This window comes from Pseudomonas sp. NFPP24 (assembly GCF_900112095.1).
Classification (GTDB): domain Bacteria; phylum Pseudomonadota; class Gammaproteobacteria; order Pseudomonadales; family Pseudomonadaceae; genus Aquipseudomonas; species Aquipseudomonas extremorientalis.
In genome coordinates this window covers 648,202-666,764 of record NZ_FOKD01000002.1, presented here as the reverse complement: position 1 = coordinate 666,764, position 18,563 = coordinate 648,202, and the positions used below count along the sequence as shown (strand labels likewise).

At 62.1% G+C, this 18,563-nt stretch carries 14 protein-coding genes; 9 read left to right on the top strand and 5 right to left on the bottom strand.

Annotated features, from left to right (window positions below):
- Positions 1–252 (bottom strand): transposase (locus tag BM026_RS06745; RefSeq protein WP_175507931.1); only part of this gene is annotated, 252 nt, incomplete at its 3' end.
- 454 nt (positions 253–706) lie between these two features.
- Between BM026_RS06745 and BM026_RS06740 the strand changes: the two genes are divergently transcribed.
- The 5 genes from BM026_RS06740 to BM026_RS06720 all read left to right on the top strand — a co-directional run bounded on the left by BM026_RS06740 (position 707) and on the right by BM026_RS06720 (position 7,552).
- Entirely contained in the window at positions 707–3,043 is a 2,337-nt protein-coding gene (locus BM026_RS06740) for a putative bifunctional diguanylate cyclase/phosphodiesterase (protein WP_093527734.1), read from the top strand.
- A gap of 211 nt (positions 3,044–3,254) precedes the next feature.
- Positions 3,255–3,932 (top strand): methylamine utilization protein, encoded by a 678-nt coding sequence (locus BM026_RS06735; RefSeq protein ID WP_092240981.1) that lies wholly within the window; start codon positions 3,255–3,257, stop codon positions 3,930–3,932.
- Entirely contained in the window at positions 3,916–6,264 is a 2,349-nt protein-coding gene (locus BM026_RS06730; protein WP_093119536.1) for a putative bifunctional diguanylate cyclase/phosphodiesterase, read from the top strand. Before BM026_RS06735 ends, BM026_RS06730 begins: the two co-directional genes overlap by 17 nt.
- A 5-nt stretch (positions 6,265–6,269) precedes the next feature.
- A complete protein-coding gene (locus BM026_RS06725; protein WP_093527732.1) occupies positions 6,270–7,133 on the top strand; it encodes a DUF3034 family protein in 864 nt (287 codons plus the stop codon).
- A complete protein-coding gene (locus BM026_RS06720) occupies positions 7,133–7,552 on the top strand; it encodes a group I truncated hemoglobin (protein WP_093119530.1) in 420 nt (139 codons plus the stop codon). Before BM026_RS06725 ends, BM026_RS06720 begins: the two co-directional genes overlap by 1 nt.
- Positions 7,553–7,613: 61 nt before the next feature.
- Here the strand turns inward: BM026_RS06720 and BM026_RS06715 are convergent, their stop codons facing one another.
- Both BM026_RS06715 and BM026_RS06710 read right to left on the bottom strand, forming a co-directional pair.
- A complete protein-coding gene (locus tag BM026_RS06715; RefSeq protein WP_093119528.1) occupies positions 7,614–10,031 on the bottom strand; it encodes a glucose/quinate/shikimate family membrane-bound PQQ-dependent dehydrogenase in 2,418 nt (805 codons plus the stop codon).
- A 518-nt stretch (positions 10,032–10,549) separates the two neighbouring features.
- On the bottom strand, positions 10,550–12,568 hold the full coding sequence (locus BM026_RS06710; RefSeq protein WP_093512319.1) for a TonB-dependent receptor: 2,019 nt from the start codon (positions 12,566–12,568) through the stop codon (positions 10,550–10,552).
- 137 nt (positions 12,569–12,705) lie between these two features.
- On the opposite strand from BM026_RS06710, the gene BM026_RS06705 reads away from it, so the two are divergent.
- Together BM026_RS06705 and BM026_RS06700 are read left to right on the top strand one after the other, a co-directional pair.
- Positions 12,706–12,939: a VF530 family protein gene (locus BM026_RS06705; protein ID WP_048720273.1), complete on the top strand. Its 234-nt coding sequence runs from the start codon at positions 12,706–12,708 to the stop codon at positions 12,937–12,939.
- 4 nt (positions 12,940–12,943) lie between these two features.
- The gene (locus BM026_RS06700; RefSeq protein WP_092240995.1) at positions 12,944–13,567 is read left to right on the top strand and encodes a Pr6Pr family membrane protein; all 624 of its coding nucleotides are present in this window, start codon (positions 12,944–12,946) and stop codon (positions 13,565–13,567) included.
- Position 13,568: 1 nt separating this feature from the next.
- On the opposite strand, the gene BM026_RS06695 is transcribed toward BM026_RS06700, so the two are convergent.
- Positions 13,569–14,336: a siderophore-interacting protein gene (locus BM026_RS06695; protein ID WP_093527730.1), complete on the bottom strand. Its 768-nt coding sequence runs from the start codon at positions 14,334–14,336 to the stop codon at positions 13,569–13,571.
- The gene (locus BM026_RS06690) at positions 14,333–14,869 is read right to left on the bottom strand and encodes a PadR family transcriptional regulator (protein ID WP_092240999.1); all 537 of its coding nucleotides are present in this window, start codon (positions 14,867–14,869) and stop codon (positions 14,333–14,335) included. The genes BM026_RS06695 and BM026_RS06690 overlap by 4 nt, the downstream gene beginning before the upstream one ends.
- Before the next feature lie 516 nt (positions 14,870–15,385).
- Here BM026_RS06690 and BM026_RS06685 point away from each other — a divergent pair.
- The gene (locus BM026_RS06685; RefSeq protein ID WP_092241001.1) at positions 15,386–15,886 is read left to right on the top strand and encodes a CS1 type fimbrial major subunit; all 501 of its coding nucleotides are present in this window, start codon (positions 15,386–15,388) and stop codon (positions 15,884–15,886) included.
- Positions 15,887–16,015: 129 nt separating this feature from the next.
- The gene (locus BM026_RS06680; protein ID WP_093527728.1) at positions 16,016–18,538 is read left to right on the top strand and encodes a CS1-pili formation C-terminal domain-containing protein; all 2,523 of its coding nucleotides are present in this window, start codon (positions 16,016–16,018) and stop codon (positions 18,536–18,538) included.
- Positions 18,539–18,563: the final 25 nt, after the last annotated feature.

Below are 18,563 nucleotides of genomic sequence, written 5' to 3'. Positions count from 1 at the left end.
AACCGTCTTGCTGCTTTTGCCATTGCGCTGATTGGTCGACTCCTCAGGGCGCTCCGCGCCCTGAGGGTAACCAAGGTGGTGACCCAGCTCGGCGCCTAGCGCACGCTCGATCAGAGCCTTCTTGAACGCCATGGACGCGTCTTGAATGGCTTCGGCGCTCATCGGGCCTTTAACAAACTGCTCGATCAGCTCTTGGGGAATCGAGGGCAACTCCCTCGCTGTTGCATTGGCGGACTTCTTTTTGGTCGGCATACATGCACCTCTAGCTACATGTTATGCCCGAACACAAAATTTCTGACAGTCTCCCCCGCGTTGGACTGCGAAGCAGCCCCAAAACCGGCGACCGAAGAGTATCTGACTCAACGAATTCCTTCTTCAGGGTCGCTTCGCAACCCAGCGCGGGGCAAGCCCGCTCGCCACAATTGCAGTGTTCGCAACTGTAAGAGTGGAGCCATAAGTCGCCGTTATCAAAATAACGGATATGTACTCAACTCAAAACCTCAGCCAACCCTTTGTCGCCAAAAAACCGCCACCCAATTCCCCGGCTTTATTGGGTGCACATACGCCCACTCCCAGCTAATCTCCTCAAATCGAATATTCAATCAAAATGGATATTTTTTTGACGCCAGGTCAGCAGTCGCAGGGAATGCACATGACAAAGGGACGTAGTGGCAGAGAGAGGCGAACGCTGCCAGAGGGCACTGCGATGAAGTGGCGCCACACGTTCCAGACCCGCATCGCCGGGGTGCTCGCGCTGCTGCTGCTGGTAGTCGTGGCCGCCACCTATTTCTCGGTAAAGACCGCCACCGCCCGCGCAGTGGAAAACCAGGCGCAAGTCCAACTGAAAACCGGCAGCCAGGTGTTCGAACGCTTGCTCGATCTGCGCGGGCATCGCCTGCAATACGGCCTGGACTGGCTGACCGCCGACCTGCCGTTCAAGCAAGCCGTGGCCGACGGCAAGACCGTGCCGATCCTTGCTGCGCTGCGCCGTCACGGCACGGGTATCCGCTCCAGCGAGGTGTTTGTGCTGGGCCTGGATGGCAAGGTCATGGTCAGCACGTTGCCGATCCTCACCCGTGGCCAGTTTTTCCCCTACGACGATGCCCTGCGTCACGCGCGGCGCACGGGGCTGCAGATGTTGATCGTGGCCATGGATGGGCGTCCGTATTTGTTGGTGCAGGATGAAGTACTCGACCCGCTGCCTATCGCTCGCATCGTCATGGGGTTCCCCATGGATAAGCTGTTCGCCAGTGAACTGCGTTCCATGAGCAACCTGGAGGTGTCGTTCCTCAGCGTGCAGGACGGCAAGCCCGGCCCGTTGTTCAGCACGCAGCCGGACGCCTACCAGGCCGGTACCCTCAGCCTGTTGCGCGACGGGCATGTCGACCCCGAACCGCGGATCCATTTGTTCTACGGCCAGCGTGTGCTCAGCCAGGTATTACCGCTGGCCAACACGGGCGACGGCGATGATGTGCGGGTGCTGTTGCAAAGCCCGCTGGACCACGCCCTGGAATCCTTTGCGCCGCTGGACCGGCAGTTCCTCGGGATTGCCCTGGCGGTGCTGGTGGTGTCGTTGGCCGGCGCGTTGTTTTTGGCGCGGCGAGTGTCGCGCCCGCTCAATGCGCTGGTGCAGGCGGCCGAACGCATCGGCGCCGGTGACTACCGCACGCCGGTGCGGGTGCGCAGCCATGATGAGTTCGGCCTGTTGGCCCGTGCGTTCAACGCCATGCAAAGCGGCATCGCTGTGCGTGAGCGGCAACTGGCGCACAACGCGTTGCATGATCCGCTCACCGGCCTGCCCAATCGCGCCCTGGCGATGGAGCGCCTGGGCAGTGCGATCAGCGCCGGCAGGCCGGTGGTGTTGCTGTATGTGGGGATCGAAAATTACCGGGTGATCAACGAAGGCTTTGGCCCCGAAGGTGTCGAGGAAATGCTGCGCGAAGCCAGTCGCTGCCTGGCCATGAGCCTGTTGGCCAGCGACACCGCGGCACGCATCGCCGGCAGTGAGTTTTTGCTGTTGCTGGAAAACACCGAGGTCGACCGCGCCGTGGCCCGCGCCGACCGCCTCTACGCGCTGCTCACCGAGCCCCAGCGCATCGGCAATGACGAACTGCGCCACGAAGTCAGCATCGGCATCGCGGCTTACCCCGCCGACGGCCAGCAAGTGGAAGAGTTGATCAGCCGCGCCGCCATCGCCCGGCATGACGCCGCGAGCCTGCCGGGGCATCTGCAGATCTACCAGCAGGACCGCGACCTGGCCCATCAGCGCCAGATCACCCTGATCCGCGACCTGCGGCGTGCGGCCATCGAGGGCGAGTTGTTCCTGTGCTACCAGCCCAAACTCGACCTCAAGCACGGCCATGTGCGTCAGGCCGAAGCCTTGTTGCGCTGGCAGCACCCGACCCTGGGCCAGGTGTCTCCCGCCGAGTTCATCCCCCTGGCCGAACGCACCGGCAGCATGAGCAGCCTGACGCTGTGGGTGATCGAAGAAGCGGTGCGCCAGATCGCCGAGTGGGCGCACCGCGGCATGCTGATCCAGCTGTCGGTGAATATTTCGGTGGACGACCTGGCTGATGACGACCTGGCGATTCGCGTCACCGCGCTGTTGATGCAGTACCAGGTGGACGCCGGGCAACTGATCTTCGAGATCACCGAAAGCGCGATCATGCACAACCCGCAACAGGCCCTCAGCGTGCTGGAGCAACTGCGCGGTTGCGGTACCAGCCTGTCGGTGGATGACTTTGGTACCGGCTACTCGTCCCTCGCGCAATTGCAGCGCTTGCCGGTGCAGGAGTTGAAGATCGACCAGTCCTTCGTGCGCAACCTCGACAGCACCAGCGGCGATGGCGTGATCGTGCGCTCCACCATCGAGATGAGCCACAACCTCGGACTCAAGGTAGTGGCCGAGGGCGTGGAGTTTGCCCCCAGCCTCAAGCTGCTCAAGCAGTGGAATTGCGATACCGCCCAGGGCTACCTGATCAGCCGCCCGCTGAACGCGATGGCGTTCGAGATGTGGATGCGGCGTGAGCGGGTGCCGATCTAGAAAAGCCTTTCCCTTCGACTGCAGATTTTCAAAACAGCGTCGATAACCTCTACAAGGCTTGACCGAATGCATAGTTTTTTGCCGACAGGCGGTTATGTATTGCTGTAAAACCGATGATGGCCATTGGCCTTGTTTGCGTCATCATGCATGCACTTCAATGTTTCTGTGCCAAGGCAGGCTGCTCTTTCAGCTCATTTCCTGCGGATCGACCATGGCTTGGATTTTTCACTCGTTACTTCGTACGGCACTGTTGCTGGCTGTGGCCGGCCCCGCATCGGCGGCGACGCTTGAGGTGTTGGCCCTGCAGGTCGACGGTCAGCCTGTTGCCGATGCCGTGGTCACCTTGCACGGCCCTGCGCAGGCGCCGCAAGGCGTGCTCAAGGCGGATATGGACCAGCGCGGTCAACGCTTCGCGCCCCATGTACTGGCAGTGCACACCGGTACCCAGGTGCGCTTCCCCAACAGCGACAATATTCGCCATCAGGTGTATTCGTTCTCCGCTGCCAAGCGCTTCGAACTGCGCCTTTACGAAGGCACGCCCACTGACCCGCTGCTGTTCGACAGGCCCGGCGTGGTGGTGCTGGGCTGCAATATCCATGACTGGATGCTCGGCTATATCTATGTCACCGATGACCCACGTTTCGGCGTCAGCGATGCCCAGGGCCGTGTGCGCCTGGAACAGTTGCCGGCCGGTGACTACCACCTCACCGTGTGGCATCCGCAACTGGCAGATATGCAGCCGTTGGATGGCGGCACCTTGCACATGCCTGCTGCCGGGCTCAGCCACCGTGTGACGTTGAGCCTGGAGCCCGCACCGGCGGATTTGCCGCCGCCGCCCAGCGCCTTTGGCGATGCCTTCAATCGAGCCGCCCATGAAACTGCGCAGTAGCTTCCAGGCGCGGGTCGCCTGCGTGTTGATCGTGCTGTCACTGGTGGTGATCGGCGCGCTGTATTTCAGCGTCAAGGCCGCCACCCGCTCGGCGGTCCACGGCCAGGCCCTGGCCCAGCTGGACGTGGGCACGCGGGTGTTCGAGCGCTTGCTCGACACACGCGGTCGGCGCCTGGCCGATGGCGTGCAGTTGTTGGCGGCCGACTTCGGTTTTCGCGATGCGGTCGCCAGTGGCGATTCGGCAACCCTGCGCTCGGTGCTGCTCAACCACGGCAAGCGCATCAACGCCAGCGACATGATCCTGCTGGGCATGGACGGAAAAGTCCTGGCCAGCACCCTGGAGGACGTTCCGGAGGGCTCGACCTTTCGCTACGACCAGGCCCTGCGCGAAGCCCGGCGCAATCGTCAGGCGATGCTGATGGTGCCGTTGCAGGGCGAGCCGCATCTGTTGGTGGAAGCTTCGGTGCTGGCGCCGTTGCCTATCGCGCGGGTGGTAATGGGGTTCAGCATGGACGCGGCATTTGCCGATGAGCTGCGTTCGTTGAGCAACCTGGAAGTCTCGTTCCTGGCGATTGATCATGACCGCCCCGGCGAGCTGGTCAGTACCCAGCCGCAAGCACTGCGCCAGAGCATCAGCGCGCTGATGCTGGGCGACTCGACGCGGCGTGGGGTGTCCACCACCGATCACCTTGAGCACCGCTTCCTCAGTCAATCGCTGGTATTGGCCAGTGATGAAAACGGCAAAGTCCTGGCCCTGCTGCAAAGCCCGCTGGATGCGGCGATGCAGGCCTTTGTGCCGTTGGATGAAAAGATTCTCGGGATTGCCCTGGTCGCGCTGATCGCTTCATTGATCGGTGCCTTGCTGCTGGCGCGCACGGTGTCGCGTCCGGTGCAGGCCTTGGCGCAGGCGGCCGAACGCATCGGCAGCGGCGACTATCAGACCCCGGTGGTGCTGGCGCGCAGTGATGAACTGGGGCGCCTGGCCCTGGCGGTCAACGCGATGCAGAACGGCATTGCCGAGCGCGAACAACAGCTGGCGCACAATGCCTTGCATGATCGTGTCACCGGCCTGCCGAACCGTGCGCTGGCCATGGAACGCCTGGGCAGTTCGATTGCCCTGCAACGCCCGGTGGCCCTGATCTACCTGGGCATCGACAACCTGCGCGCCGCCAGCGAAACCGCCGGCCCCGAAGCGGTGGACCAACTGCTGATCACGGTCAGCCAGCGCCTGCAAGCGGCGTTGCGCCCCGGCGATACCGTGGCGCACCTGATCGCCGACGAATTCCTGCTGCTGCTCGAAGGGGCAGGCAGCGACGAAGCGGTGGGCATGGCCGACAAACTGCAACAGCTGCTGCTGCGTCCCCAGCGCATCAACGGCCATGACCTGGCGCTGGATTGTCGCCTGGGCATCGCGGTGTACCCGGTCGATGGTGAAAGCCCGCACACCTTGCTGGAACGCGCGGCCATCGCCATGAAGGACGCCGCGCAAATGCCCGGCCGCCTGCAAATCTACGAGCAGGGCCGCGACCTGGCGCACCGCCGCCAGATTACGCTGATCCGTGACCTGCGCCACGCGGCCAACCAGGGTCAACTGTTGCTGCACTACCAGCCCAAGCTGGATATCCGCCAGGGCCATGTGCGTCAGGCCGAAGCGCTGTTGCGCTGGCAGCATCCGCAGTTCGGCATGGTCTCGCCGGGGGAATTCATCCCGCTGGCCGAGCGCTCGGGCAGCATCCAGTTGCTGACCCAATGGGTGATCGAGCAGGGCATTCGCCAGTTGTGCGAATGGAACCGGCGCGGCCTGTCCTTGCAACTGTCGCTGAACATCTCGGCGGACGATCTGCTCGGCGATGAGCTGGCCCACCGGGTCTCGGCATTGCTGTGTCGCTATGGTTTGCCGGCCGAGCAACTGCTGTTTGAAATCACCGAAAGCGCGGTGATGCGTGAGCCGGAAAAAGCCCTCAAGGTGCTCAACTTGCTGCGCGATTGCGGTATCGGCCTGTCGGTGGACGATTTCGGCACCGGCTATTCGTCACTGGCGCACCTCAAGCGCCTGCCGGTGCAGGAGTTGAAGATCGACCAATCCTTTGTGCGCAACCTCGATGAAACCAGTGAAGACGCAGTGATCGTGCGTTCCACCATCGAGATGAGCCACAACCTGGGCCTCAAGGTCGTTGCCGAGGGCGTCGAATATGCCCACAGCCTGCGCCTGCTCGAGCGCTGGCAGTGCGACACGGCCCAGGGTTACCTGATCAGCCGGCCGTTGAGTGCCGACGCCTTCGAAGCCTGGATGGCCTTGCCGCTCAGTGCGCAAACTTCCCTGGTTCATTGAGTGACATGACCGTGCGTTTTTCTTTCCTGATCGGTTGCCTTGGCGCACTGGCCCTGCAAACGGCACTGGCCGACAACGGCCGCCTGATCGCTACCGGTGGCGCCAGCAGTATCGAAGGCACGGCGGGCGGTGGGGTCACACCCTGGGCAGTGCTGGCCGGATACGGCGAACAGCACGAATGGGGCGCCACGGCGTTCGCGACCACGGTCAACCTGCCGGATTATCGGCTGGACGTGGCCGGGCTGGCGCTGGCCTACGACAACCGCGTCGAGGTGTCTTTCGCCCGCCAGCGCTTCGACCTCGGCAGCCTGGTGCATAAGCTCAATCTGCCCGAGGACAACCTGGGCCAGGACGTGGTCGGCCTCAAGGTGCGCCTGTTCGGTGATGTGATCTACGACGCGCTGCCGCAGGTTTCCCTGGGCCTGGAATACAAGCACCAGACGAACTTTGATATCCCCAGCCTGGTGGGCGCCAGGCGCGACAGCGACGTCGAAGGCTACCTGGCCGCCAGCCGCCTGTTCATGGGCGCCGCGTTTGGCTACAACGTGCTGGTCAACGGCAGCCTGCGCTACAGTCGGGCCAATGAAACCGGCTTGCTCGGCTTTGGCGGCGACCGCCGCGACAGCCGCAGCCTGCTCAAGGAAGGCTCGCTGGCGTTGCTGCTCAACCCGCGTTGGGCGGTGGGCGTGGAGTACCGTGAGAAGCCCGACAACCTGTCGTTTGCCGGCGAAAGTGATTGGGCGGATCTGTTCGTGGGGTACTTCCCCAACAAGCATGTGTCGTTTGTATTGGCTTATGCACGGCTTGGCGAAATCGCCACGCTGGACCACCAGAACGGCACGTATTTGTCCGTGCAGGGGAGTTTCTGATGCGCTGTCTACCGCTGGTTTTCGTGCTGCTGCTCAGCGCCTGCGCGCAGCAACCGCCCAAGGACGACAGCCTCTATCGCGACCTCGGCGCCATGCCCGGCATCACGCGGATCGTGGAGGGCATGTTGCTCAACATCGCCCGGGATGATCGTATCGTCGAGCGCTTCCGGCGCATTGATATCCAGCGTCTGCGCAACAAGCTGATCGAGCAGTTCTGTGTGGAGGCGGGTGGGCCCTGCACCTACACCGGTGACAGCATGGCCGAGAGTCACAAGGGCCAGAATGTGAGCCGCAGTGATTTCAATGCGTTGGTGGAGGACTTGATCAAGGCGATGGACAGCGAGGCAATTGCGGTGCCGGTGCAGAACCGCCTGATTGCGCGGCTGGCGGTGATGCGCGGTGAAGTCATAGAACACTGATAAAAAATGTGGGAGGGGGCTTGCCCCCCTCCCACAGTGACAGTTCTGTTGCCGGTGTCGCTTATTCCGGCAGTTTGAACGCCATCACATAGTCACCCTGCTTGGTGCCCAGGGAACCGTGACCGCCGGCCATGACCAGCACGTACTGCTTGCCATCCTTGCCGGTGTAGGTCATCGGGGTGGTCTGCGCGCCGGCTGGCAGGCGACCTTCCCACAGTTGCTTGCCGTTTTTCACGTCGTAGGCACGCAGGTACTGGTCGAGGGTGCCGCTGAGGAACGCGACGCCACCGGCGGTGGTGAAGGTGCCACCCAGGCTGGGCACGCCCATGGTCAGCGGGACCGGAACCGGCGAGCTGTCACGCACGGTGCCGTTCTTGTGCATCCAGATGGTTTTGTGGGTGGTCAGGTCGACCGCGGCCACATAACCCCATGCCGGTGCCTGGCACGGCAGGCCCATTGGCGACAGCAGGGCTTCGAGGATCACGCCGTACGGCGCGCCTTTGTTTGGCTGCACGCCTTCGGTTTCGCTGACGCGCGGGCCTTGCTTGGCGATGTCGGCCGCCGGGATCAGCTTGGACTTGAACGCCATGTAGCTCGGGTTGACGAAGGCAATCTGACGCACCGGGTCGACGGAAATGCCACCCCAGTCGAACACGCCGAAGTTGCCCGGGTACACGATCGAACCTTGCAGCGATGGCGGGGTGAACGCACCGTCGTAGCGCATGGATTTGAAATCGATGCGGCACAGCAGTTGGTCGAACGGTGTCACGCCCCACATGTCACGCTCTTTGAGCGGCGGCGGCATGAAGTTCAGGTCCGACTTCGGCTGGGTTGGCGAGGTGTGGTCGCCCGCGACGGCGCCTTGCGGCACGGCCACTTCGTGGATCGGCACCACGGGTTGGCCGGTGGCGCGGTCCAGCACGTAGATGCTGCCTTGCTTGGTCGACGCCATCACCGCCTGCTTCACGCCGGCTTCGGTCTTGATGTCGATCAGCGACGGCTGGCCGCCTACGTCCATGTCCCACAGGTCATGGTGAGTGAACTGGAAGGTCCACTTCACATGGCCGCTGTCGATGTCCAGGGCGGTCAGGCCGGCGCTGTATTTTTCCGAGTCTTCGGTACGGTCGCCGCCGTATTGGTCGGGCATCTGGTTGCCCATCGGCAGGTACAGCATGCCGAGTTTTTCATCCACGGCGAACATGGACCACATGTTCGGCGAGTTGCGGGTGTAGGTCTTGCCTTCGGCCAACGGGGTAGTGTCGTCCGGGTTGCCACTGTCCCAGTTCCACACCAGCTTGCCGGTGTGCACGTCGAACGCGCGGATCACGCCGCTGGGCTCGTCGGTGGAGACGTTGTCGGTGACGTGGCCGCCGATCACCACCAGGTTCTTGGTGACGGCCGGTGGCGAGGTGGAGTAGTAACCGCCTGGGGCGAAGCTGCCGATGTTGGCACGCAGGTCGACCTGGCCTTTGTCGCCGAAGTCTTCGCACATCTTGCCGGTGTCGGCGTTGAGGGCGATCAGGCGGGTGTCGGCGGTTGGCACGAAGATGCGTTTCGGGCAGGCGTTCGGTGCTGCGGCCGGGCTGGCGCTGCCGGTCGGGCTTTGCTCGGAAGCGTACACGGCGTCATCGTGATACGACACGCCACGGCAGGTCATGTGTGCCCAGCCCTTGAAGTTCTCGGCACCCTGGCTGCTGATCTTCGGATCGAAGCGCCAGATTTCCTTGCCGGTGTCCGGGTCGAGGGCAATCACCTGGCTGTGCGGGGTGCACACGTAGAGCATGCCGTTGACTTTCAGCGGGGTGTTTTCCGCGGTGGTCTCGCCTGGATCATTCGGGCCAGGGATGTCACCGGTGCGGTAGGTCCACGCTGGTACCAACTTGTGGGCGTTTTCCGGGGTGATCTGCGCCAGCGGCGAGTAACGGTCACCGTAGGCCGAACGGCCGTAGGAGTTCCAGTCGCCATCGGCCTGGGACGGCGCAGCGCTGGCCATGCCTGGCACCGCGTCGCGGTCCAGTTGGCCGGTCTTGACCATCTCACCCGGGTTGGTGAACTGGCTGGCCAGGGCGGTAGCACCTGCCAACACCACGGCGACGCTCAGCGCGCCAGTGCCCAGTGGGGCAGGCTGGCCGCGCAGCAACGGACGGCGGAACCACGGCAGCAGCATGACGATGCCCAGGGCGAACAGCAGCGCCAGGCGCGGCACCAACTGCCACCAGTCCAGGCCGACTTCCCACAGCGCCCATACGGTGCTGGCGAACAGCACCAGTGCGTACAGGCCCAGCGCGGCGCGGCGGGTGGCCAGCAACAGGATGCCGGTCAGGGTGATGCCGATACCGGCCAGCAGGTAGTACAGCGACCCGCCGAGCATCGTCAGCTTGATACCCCCGGCCAGCAAGGCCAGGCCCATGATCAGCAGCAAGACGCCTAGCAACCTGGGCAGCAGGCGGCTTCGGCTCGAAGCACCATCAGTGCTCATAGTGTGTTTCTCCGTGACGTTGGAATTATGTGACCCCGTGCTTCACTGTAGATGACGATTCGGCACGGGCTTGGTTCAGCGTTAATTCGGTTTTTCTGGGGATAAGTGGGGTTATCCACAGAGGGGCGATTTATCCCCAGGCGCAGCTCGAGGTAAGACAGCGCTGTCTTTGCAGGTGGGAATAATCAGCAAGATGAGGTCGACCGGGGGCGTGAAACGTTTCAGTTTGTTGCGGCAAGGATAAAGGGAGAGGGCGTCGAGAGAAAGCGTAAATCGCAAGATGCATCATTTCAGATTTGGTAACAGTGACAGATAGTCGCTGCAACGTTGGCTTCATGAAGCCCTGCCCTGTGGCGAGCGGGCTTGCCCCGCGTTGGGCTGCGAAGCAGCCCCTGTCAATTCACCACAGTCTTTGAGAAAGACTCAGTGACTGGTTTTGGGGCTGCTGCGCAGCCCAACGCGGGGGGCAAGCCCGCTCGCCACAGTAAGCGGGTTCCTACAGGCTGGGGGGAAAATTTTTAGAAGGTGGTTCGAACGCCAAACTGCACACTTCTACCCGGCGCCGGGGCAATATCGCGCAGGATCGAGCTGGCATAGCGCACGGTCTGGTTGGTCAAGTTCTCGCCGTTCACGAACGCCAGCCACTGGCTGCCACCCATATTGAAGTGATAACCCATGCTTGCGCCGAGCGTAGTGTAGCCATCGGTGCCGCTTTCGTTATCCGGCACGCGACCCTGGCCCGCCGCGTGTTCCACATCGATACGTGCCTGCCAGCGGTCCAGTTCCCACAGCAAGCCGCTGTTCAAGCGCAACGGTGCGATACGCGGGAGGGCTTCGCCGGTGTCGAGGTTGGTCGCACGGGTGTAGTCGCCTGACAGTTCCAGCGCGAACTTACCGTAGGCGCTTTCGCCAAGTTTCCAGTGATCCTGGGCTTCAAAGCCGGCGAAGCGTGCCCGCACGCCAGAGTACTTGTACTCAGGGATACCGCCCGCGTCTTCTTCGCCTTCATCGTTCAGCGTGCGACCGCTGCCCAACAGCCCGATGTAGTTGGAGAAGCGGCTGTAGAACACCCCGAAGCTGCCCTTGTGAGTGCCATTGTCAAAGCGCAGCGCCAGGTCGCTGGACACGGCTTTTTCTTTTTTCAGGTTGGCATCCCCCAGCTCGTAGGTGCCGGTGGCGACGTGGGCGCCGTTGGCATACAGCTCGTAGAAGGTCGGTGCACGCTCGGTGTAGCCCAGGGTGGCGGCCAGGGACCACACGGGTGTGAGGGTGTAGACCGCACCCGAAGACAAGCTGCCGGCGGTGAAGTCATTGGATTTGTCGGCATTGGCAAAACGCGCGTTGCCCTTGGCATCCGGGTCGACGCTGGTGTGTTCCAGGCGCCCGCCGAGGCTGAGTTTGAGGCGCTCGGTGGCCTGCATTTCTTCGAGGATAAACAGCGCGCCGGCGTTGGTGTCGGTCTGCGGCACGAAGGCCTCTTCGCCGAGGGCGGAGAACTCGTTGCGGGTCACTTGCGCGCCCACCACGCCATCGAACGGGCCAAGCGGCTGGTGGCGGGCTTCTATCCGGGCTTCATACCCCTTGTTCTTGAAGATCGTGCCGGTTTCGCCACCTTCGATTTCGCGGTGCTCGTAGTCGGTGTAGCCCGCGTCGAGTTTCACCGAGGTGAACGGACCCTGCAGGTTGCGGATCTCCGAAGCGAAGGCGTAGTGATCCTGCTTCATGCGGATGCGCACATCCTGTTCGGCAGGGGAGCCGTAGTTGGCGTCGTAGTTGCTGTAGGACAACCCGGCATAGCCGTCGTCCCAGGTGTAGGAACCGCCCACGGCACCGCCGTCCTGGCGCCCGTCGCTGTTGCCCAGGCGGCCATTCTTGCCGGGGGCGTCGTCGGTTGCCGGGGCGTGGCGGCTGCGCGCCTGACCGGGGATTTTCAGGTCGTTGAATTCCCGCGCGTTGGCGTCCAGGTGCAAGGCGAACGTGCCGTTGCCAGCCTCCAGTTTGCCGGCGCTGCTGCGCGTGGTGTCGGCGCCGCCGTAACGCAATTCACCGGCACCGTGGATGCCTTCGATGGCTTCGGTGGGGATGCGGTTGTCAAAGGTGTTGACCACGCCACCGATGGCGCTGCCGCCGTACAACAGCGCCGCCGGGCCGCGCACGATTTCAACGCGATCCACGTTGACCGGATCCAGCGGCACCGCGTGGTCGTAGGACAGCGATGACGCATCCAGCGCGCCCACGCCATTGCGCAGGATGCGAATGCGGTCGCCATCCTGCCCGCGGATGATCGGCCGGCTGGCGCCCGGGCCAAAGTACGACGACGACACGCCTGGCTGCTTGTTCAGGGTTTCGCCGAGGCTGCCCTTTTGTTGCAGGGTCAGGTCATCGCCTTCCAGCACGGTGGTCGGCGAGGCGAGCTGCTCGCTGCCCAGCGGGTTGCCGGTGATGACTTGGGGTTGCAGCTCCAGGGCATGGGCTTCGGAGCCGATCAGGAGGGCGGCGGCGAGCGGGGACAGGCGCCATAGGGAAGAGAAGAGCATTGGGCATTCCTTTGTAAAGCAACGAAAAGATTTGAGATGTATAGTTACAATATAACATCTCTTTTTCGCTGAAAACGGGAACTTTTTTGATCGTGCTAAAGTGCGCAGCTGTGTGTTCTCTTTTCTAAAGGCCTGGCATGACCGCGACAAGCAACGACCCTCTCCACGGCGTGACCCTGCAACACGTCCTCACCACCCTGGTGGAGCATTACGAATGGGCCGGCCTGGCCGAACGCATTGACGTACGCTGCTTCAAGAGCGACCCGAGCATCAAGTCAAGCCTCACGTTCTTGCGCAAGACCCCGTGGGCGCGGGAAAAAGTCGAAGGGTTGTACGTGAAACTGATGCGTACCAAACGTCCGCTGGACTGATCCCATGAAGCGGTTTGTGGCTGCGGCGGCGCTTGCTGGTTGGGTGGGGTTGGTGATTCAGCAATACCTGATTTTCTATTCGCGCTGGGAATCCGGCGCCAGCCTGATGGGCGGGCTGGTCAACTTTTTCAGTTTCTTCACCGTGCTCACCAACACCCTCGCGGTGGTGGTGTTGAGCTATGCGCTGGTGAAGCGCGATTCACCCGCGAAGCGGTTTTTCCTCGCGCCCGGCATCAGCAGTGGTATCGCCGTGAGCATCCTGGTGGTGGGCCTGGCTTACAACCTGTTGCTGCGGCATCTGTGGCAACCCGAAGGCTTCCAGTTCATCGCCGACGAGTTGCTGCACGACGTAATGCCGGTGCTGTTTTTTATCTACTGGTGGCAGTGCGTGCCCAAGGGCAACCTGCACCTCAGGCACATCGCCGGCTGGGTGATTTACCCGCTGGTGTACTTTGCCTATGTGCTGCTGCGGGGGGATTTGCTCGGGCAGTATCAGTACCCGTTCATTGATGTGGGCACCCTTGGTTATCCACAGGTGTTCGTGAATGCGGGGGGCATTCTGGCGGGGTTTGTCGCGATAGCAGGGGCAGTGGTGGGGCTGGACAAGCTCATCAAGCCCCAGCCCTGATTCATTCTTCGTCGCTGCCTTCGGCGCGCCAGTAACCGACGGCCTTGAGGAACTCCTCCTTGACCTGGTGCGTGTCCAGCAGCACGCGGCGCACCTGGCGCGACAGCTTGGTTTCGGTGGCGACAAAGCTGTACAGCAAGCCACTCGGCAGCGTCAGTTTGCGCACGGTGTCGAGCAGGTCGTCCTGGCCGCGAATCACCCAGATCACCTGGACGTCGGCCGCGCTTTGCAGCGCCTGCTTTTCGGCTGTATTGGCGATCTCGATCACGGCCAGCACGGTGCGCCCTGCCGGCAATTCTTCCAGGCGGCGAGCGATGGCCGGGATGGCGGTTTCATCGCCGATCAACAGGTAGCTGTCGAAGATATCAGGCACGATCATCGAGCCCCGTGGCCCACCGATGTACAGGTGTTGGCCGACCTGCGCCTGCTCGGCCCAGGTCGACGCAGGGCCGTCGCCATGCAGCACAAAGTCGATATCCAGTTCACCGATGCTCAGGTCGAAACGCCGCGGCGTGTAGTCGCGCATGGCCGGTTGCGGCCCGTCGCCCTTGATGGCGAACGTCGGGCTTTCCAGCGCGGCCTGTTCGGCGGCGTTCTGGGGGAACAGCAGCTTGATGTGATCGTCACTGCCCAGGCTGACAAACCCGGCCAATTCGGGCCCGCCCAGGGTGATGCGGCGCATGCGTGGGGTGATGTCCACCACCCGCAGCACGTGCAGGCGGCGACGTTTGATTTCGTGGGTAACGCGATGGATGGTTTGCGTATTCATTGGTTTTTCCCGTCGACAATGGCTTGGGCGGTGCTGTTGAGCAGTGCCGCGACACGCACGATTTCTTCCGGGCTCCAGCGCCCGTGGTGCGAATGCAAGGCATGGCGCAGGTTGTGCACCGCCTCGTGGATTTCCGGCGGTCGGTCCTGGCCGCGCAGCGCGCGCTTGCTCACGTCCATGCGCAGACGAATACCGTCGAGGGCAACCGTCTGCTCGCTTAAGAAGAGACGACCGGCGTCGGTGATTGTGTAGCGTTTTTTCCCGCCTTCGGTGTCGCCGCTGATCAACTCGCTTTCTTCAAGAAAGGTCAGCGTGGGGTAGATCACCCCGGGGCTGGGGCTGTAGGCGCCGTCGAACAGGCTTTCGATCTGACGGATCAGGTCATAGCCATGGCAGGGCTGTTCGGCGATCAGCGCCGGCAGCAGCAATTTCAGATCGCCTGGGGCAAAGACCCGCGGGCCGCGGCCACCGCGTTCGCGACCGCCGCGTTTTTCGAAGCCGTCGTGGCTGTCGTGGTGAGGGTGTCCTCTCATTGCGCTTCTCCTGTCGTGGTTAGATACAACGTAAGATATATCTTATGACTAGGGCAAACGCACCCGACCAACGGCACGCAAGGCATTACGAGCCTGAAAAGCAGGCTGAAAGTTTCGAGTTATTCAACTCTGTATAAATAGAGTAACTACTCAAGTAGTCAGTGGTGTTCTCTTACACGCGTTGTCGGCACGCGAATGTTGGAGTTTTTATGCGCATGTCGTATTGTTCTTACATACTTGTTCGGTGCGTAATTATTCTCGTTTATTATCAAGTAGTCTTTTTCTTACAGGTGATTTTAAAGTTTTGGCAAAATGCCACTTTTTTCCCATATTACTAGGTGTGTCTCGGCTACATGAAGTAGAGAAGCGGACTGCTTACTTGAACTTTTATTTTGAGAATACTTGTTTGGCATAAGGCGAGACGGTGCGTTCGTCAATGCAAGTTGTTGAAAAGTTTGCGTAATGCAGGTTTTTAATGACTTCACTAAATTGTTTTTAACCAACAGGTATATCGCTATGTTGAAACAACTTTCCGTCGCGGCCGCTCTGGTCGCGGTCGCCTTGAATTCGTCCCTGGTCGTTGCCGCCGATGACGCGCGCACCGCCATCAACATCAAGGCCGACATCCCGACCAAGCAGTTTCATGCGCAGCCACGGGACCCGAACTTCGGTAAAGACGAAACCATGAACTACAACCCGGTGAGCGGTGAGCTGAGTTCCCTGCGCGCCACGTTCGACGTGAAAAACACCGACGGTTCGGTGCATGCCTACATCGAAGGCGGCCCGACGTCGGCCGCGCTGTACAACGGTTCCAACAGCATTGCGCTGACCAACACCTTCAACGGCGTCACCCTGACTGGCACCCCGCAGGAAGTGGTGGACGACCCTCAATCCACCCCGGGCACCCAGGCCGACCTGGTGATCACTCCGGCCAAGCCGACAGACACCCAGAATGGCCTGTACACCGCCAGTTACACGGTGATCTTCGACGCCGTGCCGCGTACGCCGAATCCGTAACCGACGCGGAGCACCCCTGGCCCCGTGATCGCGACGATCACGCGGGCATTGACCCAAGGTCGGTTGCCGGCAATGGCTGCCGACCTTGTCAAGCAGCCCTGACTGTGCGTATTTACGAGTATTCCGTTCATGTTTTCGAAGACGCCTATTGCGGGCGCGCTGGCGCTATTGATGTGCGCCGGCGCCCTGGCCGCGCCGACAGCGCCTGGCACGACGCCGGGCAGTTTGCTGTCACAGTCCAAGGGATTGCCAAACGATTTCGAAGAGCACTTTTTTGACGTGCCCTTGGCCGTGCGCGTGGAACTGGACCAACAGTTTCTCGGCGAGGCCATGATTGTGCTGGACCGCAATGACCGTATTACCTTGCTGGAATTCACGGACGCCAACGACAGTCCCTTCGCGGCTTCAGAACGGGCCAAGTGGCAGCAACTCCTGCAACAGGGCATGACCCTTGGAAGTTGCGAAAGAAGTTGCCCAGAGCAACTCCTGGCGATGCACTACAGCCTGGAAAACTCATTGGTCTCGATCCTCACCGAGAATGTCGAGCGCACCACGCAGACCAAGCGTTATTACGACCAGCCGGAGGCCGGAAGCCTGGGCCTGATCGTCAATAACCAATTGAACCTCAATGGTGGGCAGGATGAAGCGTTGGGCGGCCGTTACGGCCTGGAAGCCAGCGCCAGCGTCGGCAATTGGACCCAGGCACTGAACCTGCAACTGTCGCGTTTCGGCGGCACCGATACCACGCTGTACCACGCCGTGCATGAGCTTTACAGCCAGCGTGAAATGGAAGGCAACTTCCTGCGCCTGGGTTACTTCACCCCTGGCTCCGATGGCCTCACGCGGCAGGTCCGCTCATTCGGCGCCAACCCCGACACCGCCGTGGGCCTGATGTACGGCAGCTCCGACAGCCTGCTGATCAACAACCCCAAGCCCAGCGTGTACCCGATTTACGTCACCGCCAGCCGCCAGGCGTCGGTAGAGATCTACCGTAATGGCCTGTTGATCAATAGCCAGCCGGTGGCGGCGGGGTTGCAGACCCTCGACACACGCTCGCTGCCGGGGGGCATCTATGAAGTAGAGGTGCGTCTGATCGAAGACGGGCTGACCACGGCCACCACCCAGGAACTGGTGTACAAACCCAACAACTGGCGCAATGCCGACGAACGCTGGCGCTATAACACCTTCGTCGGTCGGGAAACCAAGCTGCTCAGTAACTGGGACGAACAAGCCACCGGGTTCATGACCTACGGCGCCAGCGCCAACTACCTGGCCCATCCACGGGTAATCCTGGGCCTGTCCACGCGCAAAGTGCGCGAGAAGATGCAATACGGCACGTCCATCGACTGGACCCTGGCCAACAGCACCAGCCTCTACGCCAACGTCTACCAGACCCAGGACCATGGCACCGGCCTGGATATGCAAGGCCTCTACAGCTACGGGCACGGCAGCGTGGTACTCAGCCACAACCGCAGTTGGCTGGACACCCGCCGCACCTACGAGATCCTCCCCGACGGCACACGGCTGCGGCCGCGGACCACCTTTATCGGCCAGACCAGCAACTCGTCGCTGTCGATCAACCATCGATTGAGCAACAAGAGTTCGATCAACTCGCGCCTGTCCTACAGCCAGGGCAACATCGAAGGGCTGGGCCTGGACCTGGGCTGGAACCAGCGCGGCAAGCTTCTCGGCAGCGACGCCAACTGGCGTTTTTCGGTGTTCGATCGCCCGGCCACCTCCAGCACCGGCGACAAACGCAACGTGGGCGTCGACGTGAGCGTCAGCCTGGCCCTGGGCGGGCCCAACGAGCAATGGTCCGCCAGCCTCGGTACGCGCACCGCCCGTGACGGCAGCCGCGACAACAATGGCTCGCTGACCTACCAGCGCACCCTGGACGATCACGTGCTGCAAAGCGTGTCGGCCACGGCGATTGCCGATACTTACGGCGTCGGGTTGTCCGGTCGTACCAGCTTCCAGACCGATGCGCTGTACGGCGATGCCTTTGCCCAGCGTTCCTCCTTCAACAACAAGATCACCGGTGGCTTGAACCTGAGCAGCACCGTCGCGGTGGGCGGGCAGAAAGTTGCCCTGAGCAGCCAGCCCCAAGGCCACGGCGCCGGGATGATCGTGGATGTGGAGACCGACCTGGACGACATCACCCTGCGCGCCGACGACCTTACCGGCGGCAGCAGCACCCTGCGGCCGGGGCGCAACTTCGTGCCCATCACCGCCTACAAGAACAGCACCCTGAGTTTCGACTTCGAGGGCAACCATCCACCGGCGGCCAACATTCAGCCGGCGCGGTCCAGCTACCACTTGAACAAGGGCGGGGTGGGCTACCGCAAGATCAGCGTGATGAGAACCGTCACGGTGCTCGGTCGCCTGCTGGATGCCCAGGGCCGGCCGCTCAAGGGGCACCACGTGATCAATCACGCCAGTCGCGGGGTCAGCGAGGTCGACGGGTTCTTCTCCATGGAGATGAACGCCAGCTCGCCCACCCTGGAAGTGCGCTACGCCAACCAGTTGCTCTGCCAGTTCCGCCTTGACCCCAGCCAGGCGCGCCAGGAGAGCGATGTGCTGATGATCGGTGACCTGCGCTGTACCCCTGACACCCTGGCCGAGGCCACCCTGGGCACGGCAACGGCGGGTTGAATAGTTCCTGGATAAATGGCCGCGC